Source organism: Altererythrobacter epoxidivorans, assembly GCF_001281485.1.
Classification (GTDB): Bacteria; Pseudomonadota; Alphaproteobacteria; order Sphingomonadales; family Sphingomonadaceae; genus Erythrobacter; species Erythrobacter epoxidivorans.
On the sequence record NZ_CP012669.1, the window covers coordinates 585,870 to 600,125 of the forward strand.

Sequence of the window (14,256 nt, forward strand, 5' to 3'; positions counted from 1 at the left end):
AGAACACAAACGGAACGCGGGGCAAGCTGTTGCCCGGCATTTTAGCCCGATTGTGCCGACTTATGCGGCGATCGACATTTCCGATGCGGCCAGCGCCTGCGCGAGGTCGGCGAAAATATCTTCCGCATCCTCGAGCCCGACCGACAGGCGCAGCAGACCTTCGCCGATGCCGTGCTCGGCACGTTCTTCCGGCGTGTAGGTCGAATGCGTCATGCTGGCGGGGTGCTGGATCAGCGTTTCGGCATCACCGAGCGAAACGGCACGCACAATCATGTTGAGCCGGTTCATGAAGCGGATGCCCTGGTCGTATCCATCGGCAAGGTCGAAGGCGATCATGCCGCCGGGAAGGGCCATCTGGCGCTTCGCCAGATCGTGCTGGTCGAAACTTTCGAGACCCGGATAATGCACTGCCGAAACCTGCGGCTGCGCTTCCAGCCAGCGGGCGACCGCAAGCGCGGTCTGGCTGTGGCGTTCCATGCGGAGCGACAGGGTCTTGAGCCCGCGCATGATCAGCGTTGCGGTGAACGGGCTCATCACGGCGCCGGTCATGTCCTTCAGGCCTTCGAGCCGCACTCTCTGCATCGTTTCTGCATCGCCGGCGACCATGCCCCCGACGAGGTCGCCATGACCGCCAAGGTATTTGGTGGCCGAGTGGACGACGATGTCCGCGCCCAGTTCGACCGGACGGGTGAGGGCGGGGGTGGCATAGGTGTTGTCGACCACGACGGTCGCGCCGCCGGCATGCGCGATCTCGCTCACGCCTGCGATATCGACCAGCCGCATGTTGGGATTGGCGGGTGTTTCGAAATAGACGACCTTCACACGATCATTCATCGCGGCTTCCAGCGCGTCGTGATCGGTCAGGTCGACATGCGTTACCTTGATCCCGAACTTGCCCAGGCCGTGACGGAAGAAGGCAAAGGTGCAGCCGTAAAGTGTCTTGTCGGTGATGATCTCGTCGCCCGCCTGCAGCAGCGTCCACATGACGGCAGTGATCGAACCCATGCCGCTGGCAGTCGCGACAGCGGCCTCTGCTCCCTCGAGCGAGGCGAGACGCTGCTCGAGCAGGTCGAGCGTCGGGTTCGAAATCCGGCTGTAGAAATAGCCCGGCTGCTCGCCTGCAAAGATTGCGCCGCCCTGTTCGGCGCTTTCGAAGGCGAAGGTCGAGGCCATGTGCATCGGCGGAGTCAGCGCGCCCATGTTTTCTGCCGGGTCATACCCGTGATGGATGGCGCGGCTCGAAAAACCGGAAAGCGTGGTGCGACTCATGACTTATGCCTCTCTTGAAAGGTTTGAGGCGAATATAGCGATGTCGGTCTGGCATTTCCCTGCGAAGTTTGCCAATATTGTCATGATAATTGGCAGATTATGCCAAGGGAGGATCGATTGGACGCGAAAGATCGCCAGATTCTACGCGAGTTGCAACGCGATGGCAGGCTGACGAACGCCGAACTGGCAGAGCGGGTGAACCTGTCACCGTCGCCCTGCCTGCGCCGTGTGCGGAATCTCGAAAGCGCAGGCGTGATCGACCGATACGTCGCGATCGTCGACCGCGAGGCGGCAGGCTATCCTGTCACCGCTTTCGTGCAGGTAACGCTCGCCCGGCATGACCGGGCAGTCGTCGAAGCTTTCGAAGCGCGCGTGCGCGAGACGCCGCAAATCCTCACTTGTCACCTGATGACGGGGAGCTCGGACTACTTGCTCCAGATCGTGGTGGCGGGGCTCGACGCCTATGAGGCCTTCATGCGCGAAACGCTCCACGAAACGCCCGGCATCGCGACCATCAACACCAGCTTCGTCTATGGGACGGTGAAGGATACAGTCGAATTGCCCTAGGCTCGATGCGGGGGTCCTGCATCGTTTGGCGGCAGGTCAGTGTTTGAATTGACCAACGAAATCCGCTTTGCCGCGATCGCTTCCTATCTGCCGGGTTCGGGCAAGCTTCTGACGTGGATGTCCTGCTGTGGGAATGGCATCGAAAGTCCACGCGCTTCGAACGCTTCCTTCACGCGCTGGGTGAGGTCGCATTTCACATCCCAGTAATCGTCTGCGTTCACCCACGGCCGGCATACGAAGTCGACGGTGCTAGGCCCAAGTTCGCTCGGCCGGATATCGGGTGCGGGATCGGCAAGGACCCTGGGATGGGATGCGACCTGTTCCTGCAGGACGTCCAGCACATCCTGGATGGGATCGTCGTAGGAAGCGCTGAAGACCAGGTCGACGCGGCGCGTGTCGCTGGCTGTCGCGTTGATGATGACATTACCCCAGACGTTCTTGTTAGGGACAACGATGATGCGATTGTCGGGCGTCGCAACGGTCGTGCCGACCATGCTGACGTTTCGCACCGTGCCGCCGACACCGCCAACCTCGATATAATCTCCTTCGTCGAAGGGCTGGTTGATCATGATCATCAGCCCGCTCGCAAGATTGCCGAGCGTGTCCTGGAAGGCAAAGGCGAGGATGAAGGATGCGCCCCCGATCAGCGCGAAAAGGGGTGTGATGTCGACATCGATCGAAGCAAGGACGATGACGATGCCGGCGAGGATGAACAGCCAGAAGAATGCCCCCACGATGAAGGCCTGGAGCAGCTTCGATACACGGGTGAAGCGCCCGATCCAGAGCCTGACGAAACCTTTCGCCACCCGTGCCACCAGCACGATCGCCCCGAGGGCAAGGAGTGCGACCAGCACCCTTTTCAGCAAGGCTATCCCGCCATCAGGCCTACCGAGCCACTCGATCATCGAGCCGAACAGGGCCTTGGCACTTGCCTGCGAAGTTTCTTCAAACAGGATGCCGTTGCGATAGGCCCGCAGGCCTGCGACCTGATCCGGATCGCCGCCCTTCCTTTCGAGGGAATCGACCACCAGGGTGAACTTCTCGAGCAGCTTGGCGCGCTGCTCGACCAGCGTGATTATCTTCGCGATCTTCGCCTGGTCCGATGGATCTCCACCGCCGATCCGATCTGCCTGCGCGCGAGCAATCTCCTCGGTTTTGGCCCGAACGAGGCCGAGCCAGGCGTCGCTGACCTGTCGCAGTTCATCCGCGGTCAGCGGCACGAGCAGGTGCGCCAGTTCCGGATTGGATATTTCGGGGCGCGTGACAAGGGTGACGAGGTCTTCCTTGCCCGCGTCCGTTGCTGTTTCCTCGGCAGCCGGTGTGACGGTCTCCTCCGCGACGTCCTGGGCGTTTGCCACATGAGCGAACGCGAGCGACCAGAACGCCGCGAAGCACAGCGCGATTATCCTTGAAACAGCCAATCCGGCCTCCTCTTCTAGGGCGGCCTCAGTCCTTCGCCATCAGGTATTCGGCCACCGCCTGGTAAGCGGGCAGCGAGGTAGGATCGATCCTGCCGTTCGCTGCTGTCGGGAATGAAGCGAAGCGCACCAGCACCATTTCTGCTGTCGGGTCGACATAGATGGTCTGGCCATGCACCCCGCGTGCGGCATAGGCACCATGATCGTTGTGGAAGACCCACCACTGGCTGGTGTAACTGCCGTTGGGGATGGTCGGGAAGCCGGCAAATTTCGACGGATCGCCGCCTTGCCGGATCCGGCGTGCCACCTCGGCAGGGAACAGGCGCTTGCCGTTGATCACTCCCTCGTCGAGCATGAGCTGGCCGAGCCGGCCGAGGTCCCTAAGGCTGGCGGTGAGGCCGCCACCGGCGAAGGGTACGCCCTTGCCGTCCACCGTCTGGTATGCGGCCTGTTCCGCGCCCATCTTCGACCACAGCCGTTCGGATGCGAGCTGGGTCACTTCCTTTCCGGTGACCCGGGTAATGATCCAGCCGAGCATGTCGGAATTGATCGTCTTGTAATGGAACTCGTCACCGTGCCGCCCCTCGGGCTGCACCTGCTGGAGATATTCCCAATAACCATTCGGGCCCTTGTATCCTTCGGGCTTGGGCAGCGGGCTTGCCGCGCGGGAATAGACCCAGATATCGGCATTGGGGTCGGCGTAATTTTCCGAATATTTGACGCCGGTGGTCATATCCATGACCTCGCGCACGGTCGCAGTGGCGAAGGCGCTGCCCTTGATTTCGGGAATGATGTCGATGACGCGCTTGGTTTCATCGAGCGTGCCCTCGGCCACGAGGATCTGGGCGAGAAGGCCGGTCAGCGACTTTGTCATCGACATGGCGGCGTGCTTGCCATCCTCGTTCAGGCAGCCCGAGTATTTCTCATAGACGACCCGGCCCTTGTGCATGATCAGCATGCCGTCGGTGTAATTGGCGCCGAGCGAATCCTTCCACGTCATCTGCCCGTCCGAATTCATCGGCGTGAAGGTCAGGGCGTCGATCTCTTCCGCATACTGCGTGAGCTCGTCGGGCGTCAGGTAGGACAGAGGAACCGGCGCACCGAGGCCCCGGCTGATTTCTTCGGTCGGGAGGAATTCGCGCAGGTGACAGACGCTCCACCGCAGCCGCGGGAAGCTGAAATAAACCGAATCCGGCTGGGTAATGATCTTGTCGGCTGGCGGCGGAGAGCCGACCATCCAGCCGAGAACGCGCGGATCGGATTCCTCTGCCGACAGGGGCGGCTGGCCCTGCTGGGCCAGTGCCGAAGCCGAGAGGCCTGCAGCGACGGCAAGCGAAAGCCCCATCGCGGGAAGTCTGGAAATGAAACGCATGGAATAACTCCCTGTTCGAGGCCTCAATCGTCGTCCGTTACTGCGGCAATCACGCCGATAACGGCCGCTCCGACGAGCACGCCGGTCAGCACGTCAACGCCGTCATTGTCGCGTCGCTTGTAATACCGGCGAAGATAGTCATCGCGGGTCCAGTACCGTCCATCGCGCCACCAGCGTCCGTTGCCGCGATAGAAGCGGTCGTAATAATCCTCGCGGATTTCGCGGCTCACTTCGCGCCTTGCTTCGCGGCGTTCACGGGCGACTTCGCGATTGGCCTTGCGGTACTCGCGCTCGACGCATTCCTTGTCCTTGCATCGCCGGATGCGTTCGTCAGCTTCCCGCCGTTCGCGGTTCACTTCGCGATTGGCTTCGCGGATCTCCCGGCGCACTTCCCAGCTCTGCGCCTCGGCCCGAACGGGGATCGCGGTCAGGACGATAGCTCCACCGAGCATCATCAGTATCTTGGTCGGCATCGTTCAGCCTCCCTGTGCCGCATTGCGAAACTTGGCGCTGCGCTTTTCGTACTGGCGGAGGATTTCGGCGCAGTTCTCAGTTTCGACTGCCACGCTCGTTCCGTAACCGAATGCTGCGGAGAACAGGAATGCGCGATCCACGCCGAGAAGCCTGCTGATCGAAGCGTGCATGTCCAGCACGTCACGTTCGAATGCGACCTGCTGGCTTTCGGCCACACAGCCGCGCGAAAGACCGGCAATATAGCCGAAATTTTTCAGCCCGTTATCGACCTGTTCTTCCTGGCTCAGTGCCTCGCCTCCCTCGTCCTGGGCAACCGCCTGCCAAGGCGAAGCGGCGGTCATTACAAGCGCGCCCGCCGCGAGGGCTTTGATAACATTCTGCTTCATGGTTTCCTCTCCTTCATTCTAGTCATGCCGAGCTATGCGGCGCGTTTGTCTGCAATCAGAAATTCACGACGACGTTCACGAAACCTCCGGTCCAGTTCGGGGCGTCGCCGCCGAATGCATGTTCGATCCCCTTGCCGGGAACGGAGATGCTGAAGCCGCCCGTAAGGAAGATATTCGGCGTCAGGATGCGGGTGTATTCGACGAAGAAATCGTCGGCGAGATGGTTGGCTGTGACACCCGAAATGACGCTGCCGAGCTCGTCGGTGATCTCAAGCCTCGTCGCCTGGCCGAACTGGATCGGGCTGCGCTGTTCGTTGACCCTGATGTGGGCCGCGCGCAGCGTCAGGAAATCCCTGGGGCTGGGCATCGTCCGCAAGGTCAGCTGATGCGACTGGACGTTCGAGTTGATGAATACGAGCGCCGCCTTGGATCCCGTCGCCCAGCTGGCGGGGGAGCCTTCGTAATGAAGCGGGTCGAAACGTTCCAGCTCGGGCGTATCCGGATCATCGCCCGAGAACGTCTGGTAGGAATAGGACAGGTCGGGACGCCACGGCTTGTCGTTCCAGGCATGGCCGATCTTCACGCGCCCGCCCCACGCTTCGAGATCGATGCGCCCGTTCCATTCGTAAGCGCCATCAAGGCCGATGTAGAAACCCGGAAGACTGCCCTTTGCAGGGTGAACCAGCCCGTAGAACGAGATCGCGTTCAGGCCATCGCGGCCGCCGTCGAGGAAATTCGGTGGACCGACCCCTGCTGGCGCGGCCTGCGGATACGGTGCGCCTGACTGGAGGACGTTGACATAGGTAACGCCGACGAAATCGGTCCGATCGAGGTCGTAGCGGATGTCCGCGCCGACGCTGTGGGTCTTGGTGTTGTTCGACGCCAGTTCGTTGGGATCGATGAAGAAGGCCGTGGTGGTCAGGCCCTTCTTTCGATAGCGGGCGATGATCGTCCGTTCCCACGCCTTGCGCGGCCCCAGCTTCACGGCGCCACGTTCAAAGCCGTTGGATGCGCCGTTGGAAATAAGCATGCCTGTGCCAAGCTTGAGTTCCTGAGCGCCTGCGGAGAGGTCGAACTGGCCGGTTTCGACAGTGCCCGTGCGGAAGCCCAGGAAAGCTTCCTCGATCGTGACGCGCCCGGTGTCGCTCTTGTCGAAGGCATCGGTTCCGAGCGTGGTGGAAGCCACGACCGAAAAGCCCCCGTAAATCTCGCCCGATCCGTCCAGCGTATGAGTGAGTTCGACCCCTGGCTTTGCGTATATTTCGAGCCATTGAGTGTCGGAATCGAAATCAGCCGAAGGGGCGAACTTGTCGGCCAGGTTCCAATAGAGGTTCGTTTCGGCAACCGCGTTGATGCCGCCCTCGAGGGTGAACTTGATTTCGGTCTTGTCGCTTTCTGGGGCGGGACCTTCCGCAATCGCATCCTGTGAATATGCGGCGGGTGCTGCCGCGAACAGAATGCACGAAATCCCGCGTCGCAAAGCAAGCGCGGGCCATGAACGGCCACGGCCGATCACCCCATACCGAACGACGCGATCAATCATTTGCCAATCCCCAGTCAAGCGGAATTAGCGACCCTGACGAACCTAATCTCTCGGAACGTTCACATTTTCCAGATAGTCGTTGCCCAAAATGGGCGCATGTAGGAAAAGGACTGGTCTGTGGCAGTTGGTACAGGGTTAAGTGATTGAATATCGCAGAGGAAAATTTCGCGATTTTGTGGCCCCGTCACGTCGAGGGACTGATCGCTCTGCTCAGCGGACTAAGACACGCATTCGATGGCGACCTCGACTCCATGCTGATCCTGGCCGTGATCGGGGCTGCTCTCCTGCCCAAGGACGAACTGCCCAAATCGTTCACCTATGCGGATCTTCTGGCGCATCGGAACATCGATTTCCGAAGGCCGCTCAACACTCACTCGATTTCGCAGATCACTGGTATTCCAAGAGAGTCCGTCCGTCGCAAACTCGCAAAGATGGAGGCGAAATCGTGGATCACCAGGGACGAGAACGGTTTCTGGGAGATCGGTGAAAGAGGATCGGAAGACCTGCGCCCCATGACCGAGCTGTCGATCGGATATATTGCGAACCTGGCCGAGGGCATCGAGTTGGTAAGGGCAGGCATGACCACAAGGTAAGGGGGCAAGTTGCCCGGCAAGGCTGCTGCTCGGCATCGTTGCGGCGGGGTTAGGCGCTCATGATCCTTTCATGCGCGAAACGCCCGGCATCGCCACGATCAACACCAGCTTTGTCTATGGAACGGTGAAGGATACGGTCGAATTGCCCTAATTTTTAGGGGCCTCTCAGATCGCGTACAAGAGTTGGAGAATGTGTGCGTTAGCGTAAAATGCTGACGCAGCTGTATCCGCTCAGGTTTCCTGCGACAGCAGGGCCATCACTTCATCGAAATCTTCATGAACATTGACTTGTGCGCCGCCCGCGAAGTTCAGAACGATACCGCGTTCATTCCTGCCAACAAAAAGGATTGCCGAAACCCGGCAAGCAGCTGTCGTTCCGTCGGTTCGGCGGAACATGGCAAATCCTTTGGGTAAAGTCATCGCGAGCTAGCTCTAGCTCAACTTCAACAATTGCAGATCTGGCTCGGAATCTTGCTTTTCAGCCTTGGATTGCTTTGCCTTTGCGCGTTCCAGCTCTAATCTTAGCGCCAGTTCTGCCAACCCTGTCCAGGATTTTTCGGCGCGCAAGCTACGTTGCCTGACGTTCTCGAGCGTTGCCGCTTCCGCTTCGAGAGCTGCTTCTTTTGCACGCGCTTCGTAGAATTCGAACGATTGGTACAATGTGCATCTCCCAAGTCTGGATCAGATCAGGGTGTCCCTCTGGCGTGCTGGGTCGCATAAGCACGCCAGAGGAACTCGGGTAAGCTGATTAGTCTGCAGCGGATAGATTGACCGCGCTTTCCTTGCCGTTGCGGCCGGTTTCGACCTCGTAGTTGAGGCGCTGGTCTTTATCGAGAGTAGTCATCCCTGCCGCCTGGACGGCGGAGATGTGGACGAAGCTGTCTGAGGAGCCATCTTCGGGCTGGATGAAGCCGTAGCCCTTGTCACTGTTGAAGAATTTTACTGTACCAGTAGTCATTTCGTTTCCTTTCAAGAAACCTTTGTTTCCGGCTGGCGCGATTGCGAGCTGGGTTCGTGCGTCAAGTCGTCAATTGAAAGGAATTCGTCGTCGTGTTGGCGCGAGACCGGAAGTTTCCGAATGTCTCGCCAAGCGTCGATATCCGTCGAAATTCAACGTGAGCATGTCTTTGGGCGGCAGAAGCCTCCCGTATTAGTGAGCCGCTTTGGAGCCTTTTGTCAGGGTTGCCGGATTGGCAAATTGTGCTTTGCTCCAGGCACAGGCTGCGGCTGCGCCAAGCCCGTGCTGGAATTTGCTAATGCGCCCGGCAATGTGCGAAGCCTTCGCCAGTTTGGCGAGGCGGTCGTCATCGTTTGCGGCACAGTCGGCACCCATGAGGGCACGTTGGTGCTGGGCATATTGGTGGTTGAGGTCCATGTCAGTTCTCCTGCGGTGGCGGGATGCTGAAGCATGGCCGCGAGTGGTGTTGATGGCTCAGTCGATCATGGTTGCGACGACACGTCGCAATTCCGCGGTCGCCATGGTTCCGGCATTTTTATTATCCCGGCCCCCGCTCTGCGCGTGAATGGCGCCGTAACGCATTGAAAGCTTAGGGCGCGACGTATCGCACACATTCATAGTGTTCATTTTTTGTATGTCCGGCAGGGTCTTCCCGCCGCCTTCTTAAAATCTCAGCGCCTGTATCCGCGCTTCCGAGCACCGGCGGGCATTGGCCCTGGAGTTCGTTCGCGGAAGACGATCCGGCCTTTGCTCAGATCGTATGGCGTCATTTCGACGTGTACGCGGTCTCCAACGACCGAACGGATGCGGTAGCGACGCATCTTGCCTGCGGTGTAGCAGATGAGGCGATGCTCATTGTCGAGGGTGACGCCGAAGCGACCATCGGGCAGGATCTCGTCGATCGCGCCCTCCATCGTTATGAGCTCTTCTTTCGCCAACAAAACATCCTAGCGTACGAGAAATCACCCGCACGGACGAATTCCGCTGCGGAGCCAGGAAGGATGAAATGGATTAGGTGTCGGTAACGCGCCTGTGCGACGCTTTCGGCAATCAATATCCGTCGCAAACGACGTTTGGCAATTTCGATATAGCAGCGTGCAAAAAAATTACAAGTCCCGCGAGGAAATTATTAAAAAAGTGCCCGAGTGCCTGAAATGGTGACGTCCCTCGCGAATTCCCGCAGCCGGATGTTGAGCGCAATTGGCGATTACTCGCACGCAATTTGCCAGAGGCTGTTGCTGTCCTACTTCCGGCGAGACGCGTACAGCGGCCGGCATGAACTGGCCCATTCTCCGCCTAGCCGCATTTCTTGAAGGGCGGCTCTCAGATCGTGTCAGGGCTGGCAGCGAATGGCCGCTTCCGGATGGAAAGCGGTCGGCCCACCCTCACGCACGATGGTGAAAGAGATCAAAAATTGGTCGAGCTGATTTTGCGCTCAACTTCCCGACATGGCGCCAACCAACCGGACCAGCCCCCAGATCGGCAGTGCCAGCACAGCGACGCCGATCAGAACGATATAGTTTTCGTTGATCTCGCCGTTTCGGCCTCGTCTGCCTGAAAAGAAGATTGCATAGGCCATCAGCCCGACAAGGAAAAACGGGACGACAAGCAGTGTCATCAATATTCGGAACGGCAACAGCAGCTTCTCGCGGGTCGTGCGCTGCGCGGGTCTGTGGCTGATCCGTTTGAATACGCCGTAACTGTCGAGATAGGCTGATATCGAAACGCCTTGGCCGGTCGCACGTTGCTTGGCTTGTTCGCGTGTTGGTTTGTGATCGCTGAAATTCACAAGGTTGAGCCCAGCCACCCCAAACGCATCGTCAATTGCGGTTTGAGCAAGGCCATAAATATCACCTGCCGGATCGCGGTCGATCTCAAAGCCGGTTTCCGGGCGATAAACCACTTCAACCCCGCACTCGTCGTCGGGCGCATCCTTTAGCGTGGTGCGCAACCGCAGATAGTGCAACCTGCCATCCTCCGCGAGCACCGCCATCCCGTATTCGTCATCGGTGTCTTCAGCCACAAGCACCCGCATGCCAAGCTGCTTCGAGAGTGAGGCCGCGCTGTGAATCAGATCGGCGCTGACTTCGTATTTCCGCAGGTCGAGTTCGGCCAATTCGCCCGCCAGCAGGCTTTCGATCGGGCTGATGTCAGCCTTGCTGCAGATCCCCCTGTCCAGGAAATCGCTGAAATTGGGCCTGCTCCCTAGAGGTTCGCTGTGCGCGGTGAGGAAATAGAGCCCGGTGCGGCTTTCGTGCCAGAGCTGATAGCCGTCTTTGACCCGCGCGAGGCCTTGCTCGCTTGGCTCTTCATCCAGCACAACGAAATGCGACCGCCACATCCGTCCAACATACCCTTATGTGCAACGTCGGCAATCGGGTCGTTAGCCGACCGACCGCCGTTCGCTTCCAATCCTCGAAGGCTGTTGCTGTCCTACTTCCGGCGACACGCGTATGGCAGCTGGCATGAACCGGCCCGTTCTCCGCCTTCCGATTGCGCCAGAATCCGTATTTGCGAAAGGGTCGGTTTTTCGCTCCAGGACAGTGTTCCATGTGTTCCATCCAGTAGGATTTCCATTGCGGAGCGCCTCCACTTCGCGCTTGCGAAATGGCTTCGGAGCGGCAAAGGCGTAGCCCATGAGCATGACCGATCTGATCGAAGCCGCACGTGTGTCCAAGGCCTGGCCCTTCCAGGAGGCGCAGCGCCTGCTCAAACGCTATCCCGATGGCGTGAAGCCCGACGGCTCTCCGGTCCTGTTTGAAACCGGCTATGGCCCCAGCGGCCTGCCGCATATCGGCACCTTTCAGGAAGTGCTGCGCACCACGCTGGTCCGCCGCGCCTTCGAGGCGCTGATCGGTGCAAAGCCCGAAGACGGCAAGACGCGCCTCGTCGCCTTTTCCGATGATATGGACGGCCTGCGCAAGGTGCCCGACAACGTGCCGAACCAGGCGCTGCTCGAGGCAAACCTGCACTTGCCGCTTAGCCGCGTGCCCGACCCTTTCGAGAAGGGGCATGAAAGCTTCGCTGCGCACAACAACGCGATGCTGCGCGACTTCCTCGACCGCTTCGGCTTCCAGTACGAATTCATCGCCGCGAACGACATGTACAATTCGGGTCGCTTCGACGATGCGCTGCGCCAGGTGCTGCGCAAGAACCAGGCGATCCTCGACATCATGTTGCCGACGCTGCGTGAAGAACGTCGCAAGACCTATTCGCCGGTGCTTCCGATCTCGCCCGGCACGGGCCGCGTTCTGCAGGTCCCCGTCGAAGTCGTCGATGCCGAGGCCGGCACGATCCGCTTCACCGACGAGGATGGCACCGTCGTTGAACAGTCTGCGCTGGGCGGTATGTCCAAGCTGCAGTGGAAGGTCGACTGGGCGATGCGCTGGTATGCGCTGGGCGTCGATTACGAGATGTACGGCAAGGATCTGACCGACAGCGGCGTGCAGTCGGGCAAGATCGTGCAGGCGCTGGGCGGTCGCAAGCCGGAAGGCCTGATCTACGAGATGTTCCTCGACCAGAATGGCGAGAAGATTTCCAAGTCCAAGGGCAACGGCCTCTCGATCGAGGAATGGCTGCAATACGGCAGCGAAGAGAGCCTCGGCTTCTACATCTTCCCCAATCCCAAGAGCGCCAAGCAGCTGCACGTGGGCGTGATCCCGCGCGCGGTGGACGACTACTGGCAGTTCCGCGAACGGCTCGCCGAACAGGATCTCGACAAGCAGCTCGGCAATCCGGTCTGGCACCTGCTGCGCGTCAATGGCGGGTACCAGGCTGAAGAAGCGCCCGGTGCAGGCGACACCCTGCCTGTGACCTACGGCCTGCTGCTCAATCTCGTCGGGGTGCTCGGCGCAGAGGCGGACCGTGCATCCGTCTGGTCATACCTTGCCAATTACGTCGACGATGCCGATCCGGCCAAGCATCCTGAGCTCGACGTCCTGGTGACGACTGCGCTCGCCTATAATCGCGATTTCGTCGCTCCGACGCTCAACAAGCGAGCGCCAGCCGCGAACGAGGCGGCAGCCCTGAAAGCGCTGGATGACTATCTCGCGACGGCCCCCGCCGACGCAAGCGCGGAGGATATCCAGACCGAGGTTTACGAGATCGGCAAGCGCGAGGAATTTGCCTTCGGCAATTTGCGCGACTGGTTCAAGGCGCTCTACGCGACGCTGCTCGGCAGCGAGCAGGGGCCGCGAATGGGCAGCTTCATCGCGCTTTACGGTGTCGAGAACAGCCGCAAGCTGATCGCGGAAGCCTTGGCGAAAGCCTGAGCGGTCACTTCCACTCGCGGGTGCGATACCATTTGGTGATCACGTATTTGGCGCCCTTCAGGACGGGGGTGCCTGCGTGAATCGTGCCCTCGTTCGGCGTGCCGTCGGGCAGGGCGTTGTTCCATACCAGCAGGACGCCGGGCTTCGGTTCGATCTTGATGCCGACTTCGGTGAAATGCGTCTCTCCGCCTTCCTCGACCTCGTTGAGGAATGCCATCGCCGTCCAGCAACGCTGGCCGCCGCGCTTGCGTTCGAGCTCCCAGTATTTCTCGGAAGTGTAGAACCAGTCGTTGTGCGGTTTGAACTGCTGCCCGGGAAGGTAGCGCTGCCCCTGGATCGCTTCGCCGCATTTCGGCGCCATGCCGAGGAGGTCGTCGATCCGGCGCGATATGCTTTTGACGAAGCTGTCGGAAGGGTCGAGATCGCCGGAATAGGATGTCCGGAACCCGCTTGCGTAATCCTGTTCATGCAGCGTCGAAGGCTTGGCCACCAGGTCGATCATCGTGCACAGGCGCTTGCACTCTTCAGCGCTCAGGAAGTCGCCGATAGCGAAGATTTCGGCTTTGTCGGTCTCGACCTGATAGACTTGCGGATCTGCCTTCAGGCGCTTGCGTACGCTTTCTCCGACGCGGGCGAGTGCGTCCTTGTCAGGAATAATCTCATTCTTGGCGCTCATGTCATGACCCATAGCGATCAAAGCCATGCGGGCAAGTCGGCAACCGATACGCCAGCTTGCCGTGGCAGGCGCGGATGCTACAACCGCACTCAGATAGACCTAGGGGATTACACATGTCGGCCAATTCGTCTTCCAGATATTCGACCGTCGCGATCATCTTCCACTGGCTGATCGCGATCCTCGTGATCGTGAACTGGCGGATTGCCGAAACGGCCGAACACCTCCAGATGCCCGAAAAGGCAGAGGTATTCGGCAATCACAAGGCGCTGGGCATGCTGATCCTAGTCCTCAGCCTGGGCCGCCTTGCCTGGCGGCTCGGTCACAAGCCTCCGCCCATGCCCGAACAGGCTTCGGGATGGGAAAAGACGCTCGCCAAGGCCGTACATGTCATTTTCTACATCCTGCTGATCGGCCTGCCCATCGGCGGCTGGCTGGCCAGTTCGCTGACCGGACGTCCGATCGATTTCTTCGGCATCTTCACAATCCCGATGCTGCCGGTCGGCGAAAACCCCGAAGCGGGTAAGGCGATCTTCGATGCGCACGCGACCGGCGGGTCGATCATGATCTACCTGATCATCCTTCATGTCCTCGGCGCATTGAAGCACAGCTTCATCGACAAGATCCCCGGCCTTTCGCGGATGTGGTTCGGCGGCAGCCGCTAGGCCCAGCCGGAAGCAGGACACAAAAACCCCCGCCAACAGCGTCGGCGGGGGGCAGGAACGACCGAAT

Annotated in this window: 17 protein-coding genes; 5 read left to right on the forward strand and 12 right to left on the reverse strand. The window is 59.9% G+C overall.

Annotated features, from left to right (window positions below; all coding sequences use genetic code 11):
• Positions 1-60: 60 nt before the first annotated feature.
• Positions 61-1,269 (reverse strand): methionine gamma-lyase, encoded by a 1,209-nt coding sequence (locus AMC99_RS02975; RefSeq protein ID WP_061922587.1) that lies wholly within the window; start codon positions 1,267-1,269, stop codon positions 61-63.
• Between the two features lie 117 nt (positions 1,270-1,386).
• On the opposite strand from AMC99_RS02975, the gene AMC99_RS02980 reads away from it, so the two are divergent.
• Positions 1,387-1,836, forward strand: coding sequence for an Lrp/AsnC family transcriptional regulator (locus AMC99_RS02980; RefSeq protein WP_061922590.1), 450 nt, complete (start codon positions 1,387-1,389; stop codon positions 1,834-1,836).
• A gap of 83 nt (positions 1,837-1,919) precedes the next feature.
• On the opposite strand, the gene AMC99_RS02985 is transcribed toward AMC99_RS02980, so the two are convergent.
• Genes AMC99_RS02985 through AMC99_RS03005 form a run of 5 tightly spaced genes read right to left on the reverse strand, consistent with a single transcriptional unit; the run spans position 1,920 to position 7,029 of the window.
• On the reverse strand, positions 1,920-3,257 hold the full coding sequence (locus tag AMC99_RS02985) for a mechanosensitive ion channel family protein (protein ID WP_061922593.1): 1,338 nt from the start codon (positions 3,255-3,257) through the stop codon (positions 1,920-1,922).
• A 25-nt stretch (positions 3,258-3,282) separates the two neighbouring features.
• Positions 3,283-4,626 carry a serine hydrolase domain-containing protein gene (locus AMC99_RS02990; protein ID WP_061922596.1) on the reverse strand — a complete coding sequence of 448 codons (1,344 nt, stop codon included), beginning with the start codon at positions 4,624-4,626 and terminating at the stop codon, positions 3,283-3,285.
• A 23-nt stretch (positions 4,627-4,649) separates the two neighbouring features.
• A complete protein-coding gene (locus AMC99_RS02995) occupies positions 4,650-5,099 on the reverse strand; it encodes a hypothetical protein (RefSeq protein ID WP_061922599.1) in 450 nt (149 codons plus the stop codon).
• A 3-nt stretch (positions 5,100-5,102) separates the two neighbouring features.
• A complete protein-coding gene (locus AMC99_RS03000; protein WP_061922602.1) occupies positions 5,103-5,486 on the reverse strand; it encodes a hypothetical protein in 384 nt (127 codons plus the stop codon).
• A 55-nt stretch (positions 5,487-5,541) separates the two neighbouring features.
• On the reverse strand, positions 5,542-7,029 hold the full coding sequence (locus AMC99_RS03005; protein ID WP_157058235.1) for an alginate export family protein: 1,488 nt from the start codon (positions 7,027-7,029) through the stop codon (positions 5,542-5,544).
• A 143-nt stretch (positions 7,030-7,172) separates the two neighbouring features.
• Between AMC99_RS03005 and AMC99_RS03010 the strand changes: the two genes are divergently transcribed.
• The gene (locus AMC99_RS03010) at positions 7,173-7,622 is read left to right on the forward strand and encodes a hypothetical protein (RefSeq protein ID WP_061922605.1); all 450 of its coding nucleotides are present in this window, start codon (positions 7,173-7,175) and stop codon (positions 7,620-7,622) included.
• A gap of 231 nt (positions 7,623-7,853) precedes the next feature.
• Here AMC99_RS03010 and AMC99_RS13940 read toward each other — a convergent pair whose 3' ends face one another.
• The 3 genes from AMC99_RS13940 to AMC99_RS03020 form a co-directional block, all read right to left on the reverse strand.
• Positions 7,854-8,042, reverse strand: coding sequence for a hypothetical protein (locus tag AMC99_RS13940; protein ID WP_157058236.1), 189 nt, complete (start codon positions 8,040-8,042; stop codon positions 7,854-7,856).
• Between the two features lie 12 nt (positions 8,043-8,054).
• Positions 8,055-8,282, reverse strand: a complete 228-nt coding sequence (locus AMC99_RS03015) for a hypothetical protein (protein ID WP_061922607.1) — start codon at positions 8,280-8,282, stop codon at positions 8,055-8,057.
• An 88-nt stretch (positions 8,283-8,370) separates the two neighbouring features.
• Positions 8,371-8,580, reverse strand: coding sequence for a cold-shock protein (locus AMC99_RS03020; RefSeq protein ID WP_061927635.1), 210 nt, complete (start codon positions 8,578-8,580; stop codon positions 8,371-8,373).
• A 282-nt stretch (positions 8,581-8,862) separates the two neighbouring features.
• Between AMC99_RS03020 and AMC99_RS13945 the strand changes: the two genes are divergently transcribed.
• The gene (locus AMC99_RS13945; RefSeq protein WP_157058237.1) at positions 8,863-9,027 is read left to right on the forward strand and encodes a hypothetical protein; all 165 of its coding nucleotides are present in this window, start codon (positions 8,863-8,865) and stop codon (positions 9,025-9,027) included.
• A 224-nt stretch (positions 9,028-9,251) separates the two neighbouring features.
• Here the strand turns inward: AMC99_RS13945 and infA are convergent, their stop codons facing one another.
• Together infA and AMC99_RS03035 are read right to left on the reverse strand one after the other, a co-directional pair.
• Positions 9,252-9,518 (reverse strand): translation initiation factor IF-1, encoded by a 267-nt coding sequence (infA, locus tag AMC99_RS03030; RefSeq protein ID WP_061922613.1) that lies wholly within the window; start codon positions 9,516-9,518, stop codon positions 9,252-9,254.
• A gap of 497 nt (positions 9,519-10,015) precedes the next feature.
• A complete protein-coding gene (locus tag AMC99_RS03035; RefSeq protein WP_157058238.1) occupies positions 10,016-10,696 on the reverse strand; it encodes a hypothetical protein in 681 nt (226 codons plus the stop codon).
• Positions 10,697-11,216: 520 nt separating this feature from the next.
• Here AMC99_RS03035 and AMC99_RS03040 point away from each other — a divergent pair.
• Positions 11,217-12,851, forward strand: a complete 1,635-nt coding sequence (locus AMC99_RS03040; RefSeq protein WP_061922619.1) for a lysine--tRNA ligase — start codon at positions 11,217-11,219, stop codon at positions 12,849-12,851.
• Between the two features lie 4 nt (positions 12,852-12,855).
• Here the strand turns inward: AMC99_RS03040 and AMC99_RS03045 are convergent, their stop codons facing one another.
• Positions 12,856-13,527 carry a prolyl hydroxylase family protein gene (locus tag AMC99_RS03045; RefSeq protein ID WP_083440194.1) on the reverse strand — a complete coding sequence of 224 codons (672 nt, stop codon included), beginning with the start codon at positions 13,525-13,527 and terminating at the stop codon, positions 12,856-12,858.
• Between the two features lie 113 nt (positions 13,528-13,640).
• Between AMC99_RS03045 and AMC99_RS03050 the strand changes: the two genes are divergently transcribed.
• Entirely contained in the window at positions 13,641-14,189 is a 549-nt protein-coding gene (locus tag AMC99_RS03050) for a cytochrome b (RefSeq protein WP_061922622.1), read from the forward strand.
• Positions 14,190-14,256 lie beyond the last annotated feature (67 nt).